We start from the raw sequence: 9,002 nt of genomic DNA on the forward strand, positions 1-9,002 counted from the left end.
GATTGGGAAAATCACTCCTTAACTTTTGGAATTTCCCTTTTCCGTTACTAAGTCCGGGCTGTGAAAATAAAAACTTGACTGCTGATTGACAGGCAAAGAAATCATCACCGTAGTACCTTGATTCACGCCCGCGCTGTGCAGGGTAATGCTTCCGATCATAGATTCCATTATCCTTCGCGAGATAGCCAAGCCCAAACCGTTACCGCCAAACCTGCGAGTTGTAGAACCATCAGCCATCACAAAAGGTTGAAACAATTTCTGCTGGTGCTCGGGATCGATACCAATTCCCGTATCTTTAATTGTCACCACCACCCAATCGCTTTGACCGCTGGGGCCCGTCGTACTTTCCCCACTGCCGTTAAAACTAGCAGAATTAGTCCTCGATTCTAGCCGCACAGATATACTAATACTCCCCGACTCTGTAAACTTAACGGCATTGCTCAAAATATTTAAAAACACCTGTTTTAGCTTCTCTGGATCGGCATGAACAATAATCGGATCGTGAGGCTCTGGCAAACTTAACTTCAAGCCTTTTTCCTCAATTTGAGTCGCTTGCAAATCAATCGCGTCTTCAAGTACCTGAGTAATGTCAACTACTTCTAACATCATGGAGAAGGTGCCGGATTCTATTTTAGCAATGTCCAAAATATCATTAATAATATTGAGCAATTGCATGGACGAGTCGTGGGCCCGCTGTAAAAACTCCATTTCTTCATCTCGGTCATCGCAGTAGCCGTCCCGCACAATTTGAATAAAACCAATAATCCCGTTGAGTGGCGTTCTTAATTCGTGAGAAATATTCCCCAAAAATTCATTTTTTAATTGATTGGCAACTTGCGCTTCTTTGGTTGCTACTTCCAATTCTTTGGCCCAGGCTCTGAGGCGCTGTACCATGCTGTTGAGTGCTTCTGATAGTTGATTAAATTCCCTAATTTGGAAATCTTGGGGCACTGTCTGCGACGCTTCCGTATCTACTTTCATGGCGTAGTCTCTCAGTTTTTCCACAGGACGCGCCAAGTCGCGAGACAGATATAAAGTCGCGATGATACTAGCAGCAACCAAACCTACAATTAAATTAAATAAAACTTGCTGAATTTCTTCCAAACCTGACAGAGCGTAATCTAAACGAGAGACAGCTAAAATAATCCACTTGCTGTTCTCCTGTGTAGTTGAAGGACTCGGGATAGCGGCGTATCCTGCTAGCAACTCTACACCATTTCTTTCAAAGGAAAATAGGTGGAGAAAAGCTGTTCCGCCTGCGATCGCCCTTCTGACAATACTTTTTAGTCGAGCGGCATCTGCCTCGGCGTCGATATTGCGGCCCACGCGGTTGACATTAGGGTGCGCCAAAATCGTCCCATCTTGGTCGATCGCCACAGTATAGCCGGCTAAAGAACCCTTGGGAGCGCTGGTTTGCACAGGCAAGGCCGACTGCAAACTCAAAGCATAACTCAACTGCAGGGTATTGCCCCGACGAATGTAAACAGGAGCGCTCAACACCAAACTCGCTTGGCTATCGGAGCCTTCTTTACCCGCATCGGGAAAATCCTCAGCCCCCAAAGCCGCCTTCCGATCGTTTGCTGTCCCCTGTCGCTGGGGAGGTAAGGACAGACTGATGTAAACGCTCTTTTCGTCCAGCAGCGTTTGCTGCTGCTGTACGGGCGGCCAAAATTTTGCCGGCAACGACTGAATCGGCTGCTGCCCGCAAGTGCTTGCTATCACTTGATTTGTCTTTAAATTAGTCAATTGCAAGCAATCAACCTGGGCTGGCAACCGCTGCCCTAATTGGGCGATAAACTTTTGATAATCCTTCGGATCTACCGACTGCAACATCGAGCTTTCCGAAGCGCCGATCAGATTCGACTTCAGCGATTTCGCCCACTGTTCAATAGTGTCTGCTTTTCTGACTGCACTTTCTGTCAAGTTTTGACGAGCAGTTTCCAGAAGCGTCGAGCGTGCCTTGCGATAGGTAACATACTCCCCCACCAGTAGAACCGGTACGCTGAGCAACAAAATCCGCGACAGTAAAATACGGCGAAAGGAGGATTGACCTAACTTAACCATAGGAAATATCTAAATTAAGGTGCAACACCCAACAGCGACCATTAAAGTGAAATAAACCAGACCGAAAGCGTGAATCTGTCTAGGGGGCTCTGCTGACTGGACAACACAGCTTCCGAACAACATTTAAACACAATTATAGAAGCCACTGTAGTAATCTCGATTCTAAGTGTGTGGACTTAAAGAGGCTTAGCAATTTGTTTGGCCACTGCCTGTGATTTCGGTCACACTTCCCTTCTCAATTTTCGGCTCGATTGGCATCCGATCGCCCAGGGGCCGATTTTTCAGGCTGCCAAAAGCGTCGGGTGGACATACCGCAGTTGCTTGAAGCTAGAATCGCATAGATGCACTCTGACACCCAAATTAACGGGCAAAAAGTTCTGTCTCCGGGTAGTACACAGAGAGAATTCTGCTCGATCGGACTTTTTCTTTCCGAATGCCTTCAAGAGATGGGCCAGAGATGGGCGATGCGAGATTTTGCACCCTGTCAAAGATTTCTTTTGCCATCCGATTGATTCGGTGACAATAATTCACCTGTCAAACAAAAAGAATGAGATGATCGAGCTGCCGATCAACTCTGACCACCCTAATGTGGGGAACCTTGGCCCAAACAGTGCACCCACGCTCCGTAAATTCGCGTAAATTCGCGTAAATTCGCGGTCTCGGCAATAATCTCCATAGCTTAATCGATGAAAAAAAACTTTAGCGATTATACGTATTATTACACAAACAACCGTCCGAGATATCATCACGCTTATTTGATATCTCCCCTTTTAGAAATGCTGGCGACACTTCAGCAGACCAGCAAGACAAAACTCCGAGTTTTGGATCTCGGCTGTGGCAATGGCAGCCTCAGTCACGTCATCGCAGAGCACGGCTGCGAAGTTGTCGGCGTTGACACTTCTGCACCCGGAATTTCCATCTCCCGTCAAAGTTTCCCCGATTGTCAGTTTATCCAAGCAGATATTTACGACCTCCCCGATACCGATATTCTGAACTCATTTGATGTTGTCTTAGCTATTGAAGTAATCGAACACTTGCTTTATCCTAAAGAAATAGCAAAAACTGCCAAAAGATGCCTCAATCCGGGAGGAAGACTAATTATTTCCACACCCTATCACGGCTATTTAAAAAATGTGGCTTTAGCGGTTTCTGGCAAACTAGATAAACATTTTACAGTTCTTTGGGATAACGGGCACATTAAATTTTTTTCAGTAGAGACGCTGACCAAGTTATTAACATCTGAAGGATACACCGACATAAAATTTAAATTTGCGGGTCGGTGTCCCTATCTTTGGAAATCAATGTTATGCTCTAGTACGTTCTCGCCAGAAGCGGATAAATCATGAGTTTTGAGTTGTGATTTTTCAGCCCATTAATTTTTATGAATAGACAACCAGCCCTCATGAAAAGTAAAAGATAACTTTTATGGTGAAAGGGTGAAACAAATAAAATGATTGTTGGCGTTTGGATATTAGGCGATCGACTTTGGCAGAACCAAGCTGCTATCAACCCCACAGATGATAAATCTTCCCTACTGGGATTTCCTAGCGCGCCAGCGGGACAAACTTCAGTCGATCGGTCCCATGAGCTTTCTCTTAGCCAATCTCGACAAAATGCCACCCGCAGAATTGGCAACCATCCGCCAAAAAGCGGCAGAGTGGCACTTAGGAAGTCAGTAGTCAGTAGTCATTAGTCATTAGTCAGTAGTCATTTTTTATTTGCTAGCCATGCCCCATGCCCCATCCCCTTTGCAATTCTTATTTTTTCCCTGACTTTTCCCTAAACATTCCACAGCGTTTCCCCAGGCAAGTCTGAGGTTTTCCACAGATTCGACAAAGTTTTCCACAGAAATTAACGGCACGGTAGCATCTTGCTGCGGAATTGGGGATTTCCTTAACTTGCTGCCTAATTCCTCATAAAGCCCCCAACACATAAAGATATGTAACAAAAAATGCCCTGAAAAGCTTATTATTTGGTAAACCTTTTTTTTATATAAAGGAGTTTGTAATATTTCGCAACATTGACAAACCCACCCCCTCATAGCGCACAATGATGCGACCGACCTAAAAAAAAGCGCTCTGATTTCGGCTGTGCCTGCACCTGTATCCGGCCGAAGGGGGGGTTCTGTTTTCAATTTATTAGCGAGACTAAAAAAAATGATGAACCCAACAGTCAGTATTTTTGCTGAAATTCCCGAAACGCTGCACGATTCTCTCAAAACTTACCTGGAAACCCATCCCGAATGGGATCTAGACCGAGTATTTTGCGCGGCCCTGTCGCTGTTTTTGTTGCAGAATGCCGATAGCGGTACGCCTGAAGCTTCGCGCAGTTATCGCCAAGCTGCGAGAGTTTATCTCGAAACTCTGTTTCAATCTCCTCAAGACTTGCACAGCAACAATGTAACTCCCTCGTCCTGAGAACTATCGCTTATAGCTTAATGCCGAGCCCCATTGCATGTCCCTTAAGAAGCAGGGCTGTTTCATTTTCAGGAAAATCGGGATTTTGTAGGGGTAGTGCTACCCCTACTCCCCGTGCCTACCCCCTCCACGGACGAGGGAATCGGTGTTTCAAATATTGGGGCTGCCACGGGGGGATTGGGGCTGCCACGGGGGGATTGCCCCTACAAGAGAATGAAAAATCCCCCCGGACTATCAGGGGATGCCGGGAGGGTAAACTGCCTTAATCGTCAAACAGTAGACGGGTAGTACATAAGACGCGCTTGTTGACACGCATGGTGCTTATGGCGCACCCTACAGGCTACAAACTAATGGCTGAAGACTACATCATGCCCATGCCGCCCATGCCGCCCATGCCGCCCATGCCGCCCATGCCGCCCATGCCGCCCATGCCGCCCATGCCGCCCATGTCGCCCATGTCGCCGCCGGCTTTTTTCTTCTCGGGTTTTTCGACAATCACAGCTTCAGTGGTCAATACCATACCAGCAATGGAACCGGCATTTTGCAAAGCCGATCGCACTACCTTAGCCGGGTCAATAATCCCGGCGGCAATCATATCTTCGTACACGTCGGTGAGAGCGTTGTAGCCAACGTTGAACTCGCTCGCCCGCACTCGTTCGATGACGATCGAACCTTCAACGCCGGCATTATCAGCGATTTGACGCAAAGGTGCTTCCAAAGCTTTCTTCACCAAGTCAGCGCCTACTTGTTCTTCGGTGTCTAAAGTATTTCTGATCGCATCTATTTTTGTAATCAGGTGAATTAGCGTCGTGCCACCTCCGGCAACGATACCTTCTTCCACAGCAGCTTTAGTAGCGTTCAGAGCGTCTTCAATACGCAGTTTACGGTCTTTGAGCTCGGTTTCGGTAGCTGCGCCGACTTTAATTACAGCGATGCCGCCGGCGAGTTTGGCGATGCGTTCGGTTAGCTTTTCCTTGTCGTAGTCGGAATCCGTCGCTTCTAGCTGTTTGCGGATTTGCTCGATCCGTTTTAGCACGTCAGCTTTGTGTTCTTCGCCTGCAACAATGATCGTGTTTTCTTTGTCGATCGTAATTTTGCGGGCGGTACCGAGCATTTCTAGGGTTGCCGTATCGATGCTGAGTCCGACTTCTTCAGAAATCAGTTGACCGCCGGTGAGTACGGCGATATCTTGAAGCATAGCTTTGCGTCGATCGCCAAAACCAGGAGATTTGGTTGCTGCGATGTTCAATACGCCGCGGGCTTTGTTGACTACCAGAGTTGCCAAAGCTTCGCCTTCAATATCTTCGGCGATAATTAGCAGCGGTTGACCTGTGCGGGCGATTTTTTCGAGAACTGGAATTAGTTCTTGAATCGAGCTAATTTTTTTGTCGGTAATCAGGATGCGAGCGTTTTCGTACTCAACTTCCATGCGATCGGTGTTAGTGACGAAATACGGAGAAAGATATCCGCGATCGTACTGCATCCCTTCGACAACTTCCAATTCCGTTGTCAGAGATTTCGACTCTTCAACAGTAATTACGCCGTCTTTGGTGACTTTTTCCATTGCTTGGGCAATCATGGCGCCGACTTCTTCGTCGTTACCGGCGGAGACAGTAGCGACTTGAGCAATGGCGCTTCCTTCGACGGGTTTCGCCAATTTCTCGATTTCCAGCACCAAGTGGGCGATCGTTTTTTCAATACCCCGGCGCAGCGCGACTGGGTTTGCGCCTGCTGCGACATTCTTCAAACCTTCGCGAATGAGGGATTGAGCGATAACCGTTGCGGTTGTTGTGCCGTCGCCTGCGATATCTTTAGTTTTGGAGGCGACTTCTTGAATTAAGCGAGCGCCGGCATTTTCCAGGGGGTCTTCGAGCTCGATATCCCTAGCAACGGTGATACCGTCGTTAACGATTTGGGGAGCGCCGTATTTCTTTTCCAATAGGACGTTCCGGCCTTTCGGGCCCAAGGTGATGCGGACAGCATCGGCGAGTTGATTGACGCCGCGTTCTAGTGCCCGCCGAGATTTGTCGCTAAATGCAACTATTTTTGTCATGTTTGTCTCCAATCGCTTACATTAGCAAATTTAGCACTCTCTGAGTCTGAGTGCTAAGCCGATCGATTTTTGATTGTAGCGCGCCTCAACCGTGTGGGGGATTGGGGGGGCGGATGGGAGATTTGGGCGAGCTCGTTCCGGGTGGCTAAGGACAGGGCAATGCCGTGTCCCCACAGCGGGTAGGGGCACGGCACTGCTGTGTCCTCACAGATATCCTGTCCCGCAGATATAATATGGTTTGTTACATCTCGATCGGGTTTTGGCTCGGCCCCAAACCCAACTTTTATGGCGCGTCATCCCAAAGCAGAATTTTTATTAAAAAATTTCTTAACTTGTGTTTTCGGTCATCTACCTTTCGATAGAGCTTCTATTCTTTTTTCAAACTTCTACCTTCTATAGCAACCGCCAAGACTATTAGGACGTTCTTAATTGCTGAAAACTGTGGGGAAGATTCCTTCTTCCTTCAGCATCCATCCGTTACATCCCGTACATTGCTCGCTGCCGAACCTTCTTCCTTCTTCCTTCTTCCTATGGCTCGTTATTCTCGACTGCAAAAACTCGGCTCTTATATGCGCCCGCACTGGAAACCAACCTTCTGGGGCGTTTTTTCGCTATTGGTTGTAAATGCTGTGGGCGTTTACATTCCCCTGCTGATTAGGAATGCAGTTGACACTCTCCAATTTGCGAATAAATTTGACGAAGTTTTCAACTTCGTGGCACTAATTCTGATTCTCGCCTCAATTATGTGGGTGATTCGGATGGCGTCGCGGATTTTGCTGTTTGGCGTGGGGCGTCAAGTCGAATTTGACCTCAAACAGCAAATATTTAATCATTTATTAACATTAGAACCGTCTTATTTTGCCGCCAATACGGTAGGAGATTTAATTAACCGCGCTACTTCCGATTTGGACAATATTCGGCGCTTGGTGGGGTTTGCGGTGCTGAGTTTGGCGAATACAGCTTTTGCTTATGCTTTGACTTTGCCCGTGATGCTGGGGATTAATGTAAGGCTGACGCTGTTTGCGATCGCCGTTTATCCTTTAATGCTGGTTTTGGTACAGTTATTTAGCGACAAACTTCGCATCCAACAGTTAGCCGTGCAAGAGGAATTGTCGGCGATGAGCGATTTAATTCAGGAAGATATGAGCGGGATGTCCGTAATTAAAATCTACGCTCAAGAAGAAAACGAACGCCGAGCTTTTCGCAATTCCAACGCACAGTTGCTATCAGCAAATTTGGAATTAGCAAAAACTAGAAACTTTATTTTTCCGCTGCTGGGCGGTTTGGCAAGTATCAGTTTGTTGGTGCTGCTTTCTGCTGGTGGCGGGGCAATTGCTAATGGTCAAATTAGCATTGGCGATTTTGTGGCGTTGCTGATTTATGTCGAGCGTTTGGTGTTTCCGACGGCGCTGTTGGGTTTCACAATTACTGCTTACCAGCGGGGAGAAGTGAGTGTCGATCGCATCGAATCAATTCTGACTGTGGAACCGCAAATTAAGGATACTGCCGATGCAGTTGAACTGGCAACTCCAGTCAAAGGAGAAATTGTGGCTCGCCATCTAAATTATACTTATCCCGGTGCTAAGACTCCCGCGCTTAAAGATGTTGATTTTACCATAAAACCGGGAGAAACTGTCGCAATTGTGGGAGCGATCGGATCGGGAAAATCAACTTTAGCTAATGCACTGCCACGCTTGCTAGATATTGATCCGGGCGAGTTATTTTTAGACGGACAGGATATTACTGAGGTAAAATTGACCGAATTGCGCGGGGCGATCGCCTACGTTCCGCAAGAAAGCTTTCTGTTCGGCACTACCATCAAGAATAACATCCGCTACGGAAACCCTTTAGCGGAACAGCCGGAGATTGAAGCGGCGGCAAAACAAGCGCAAATTCACGCCGAAATCCTCAACTTCCCGCAACAGTACAAAACAGTTGTCGGCGAGCGCGGCATTACTTTATCCGGCGGACAGCGGCAGCGGACAGCACTTGCTCGCGCTTTGTTAGTTGACGCCCCGGTGTTAATTTTGGATGACGCTCTTTCTAGCGTTGACAATCAAACTGCTACCGACATTTTGCAAAACTTGGCAACGGGAACCGATCGCAAAACGGTAATTTTTATCTCGCATCAAATGTCAGCGGCGGCCAGTGCCGATCGCATTTTTGTGATGGAGAAAGGAGAAATAGTTCAGAGTGGCACTCACGTTGAATTGGTAGGGCAAACAGGGCTTTATCAGTATTTGTGGAACCAGCAAAAATTAGAGGACTTGCTGCATTGACCAGTGACCGATACTTTGAGTCATACCAAATGTGGTAGCATCGGAATTAATATTACCCACAGCTTTCGACACCGCGAGTGTCCCGTGTCCCTACAATTAATCCGGGTAGGGAGACGGCACGGGAGCATCTCAGTTTTGCATTTACAGTGCGAGCGTCCCCGCTCGCGTATTGTACAATACGCGAGCGGG

General features: G+C 47.4%; 7 protein-coding genes. 4 read left to right on the forward strand and 3 right to left on the reverse strand.

Features of this window, described 5'->3' with window-relative positions:
* Window positions 1-18: 18 nt before the first annotated feature.
* Window positions 19-2,064, reverse strand: a complete 2,046-nt coding sequence (locus QUB16_RS26300; RefSeq protein ID WP_333320707.1) for an ATP-binding protein — start codon at window positions 2,062-2,064, stop codon at window positions 19-21.
* Between the two features lie 686 nt (window positions 2,065-2,750).
* Between QUB16_RS26300 and QUB16_RS26305 the strand changes: the two genes are divergently transcribed.
* Window positions 2,751-3,410, forward strand: a complete 660-nt coding sequence (locus tag QUB16_RS26305; RefSeq protein WP_333320709.1) for a class I SAM-dependent methyltransferase — start codon at window positions 2,751-2,753, stop codon at window positions 3,408-3,410.
* Window positions 3,411-3,514: 104 nt separating this feature from the next.
* A complete protein-coding gene (locus QUB16_RS26310; RefSeq protein ID WP_333320711.1) occupies window positions 3,515-3,757 on the forward strand; it encodes a hypothetical protein in 243 nt (80 codons plus the stop codon).
* Between the two features lie 21 nt (window positions 3,758-3,778).
* Here QUB16_RS26310 and QUB16_RS26315 read toward each other — a convergent pair whose 3' ends face one another.
* Window positions 3,779-4,012: a hypothetical protein gene (locus QUB16_RS26315; RefSeq protein ID WP_333320713.1), complete on the reverse strand. Its 234-nt coding sequence runs from the start codon at window positions 4,010-4,012 to the stop codon at window positions 3,779-3,781.
* A 211-nt stretch (window positions 4,013-4,223) separates the two neighbouring features.
* On the opposite strand from QUB16_RS26315, the gene QUB16_RS26320 reads away from it, so the two are divergent.
* A complete protein-coding gene (locus QUB16_RS26320) occupies window positions 4,224-4,481 on the forward strand; it encodes a DUF2811 domain-containing protein (protein ID WP_050813024.1) in 258 nt (85 codons plus the stop codon).
* A 361-nt stretch (window positions 4,482-4,842) separates the two neighbouring features.
* On the opposite strand, the gene groL is transcribed toward QUB16_RS26320, so the two are convergent.
* Entirely contained in the window at window positions 4,843-6,534 is a 1,692-nt protein-coding gene (groL, locus tag QUB16_RS26325; RefSeq protein ID WP_333154590.1) for a chaperonin GroEL, read from the reverse strand.
* A 530-nt stretch (window positions 6,535-7,064) separates the two neighbouring features.
* On the opposite strand from groL, the gene QUB16_RS26330 reads away from it, so the two are divergent.
* Window positions 7,065-8,813 (forward strand): ABC transporter ATP-binding protein, encoded by a 1,749-nt coding sequence (locus tag QUB16_RS26330; RefSeq protein WP_333320715.1) that lies wholly within the window; start codon window positions 7,065-7,067, stop codon window positions 8,811-8,813.
* Window positions 8,814-9,002 lie beyond the last annotated feature (189 nt).

The sequence above is a fragment of the Microcoleus sp. D3_18a_C4 genome (assembly GCF_036702415.1).
Classification (GTDB): Bacteria; Cyanobacteriota; Cyanobacteriia; order Cyanobacteriales; family Microcoleaceae; genus Microcoleus.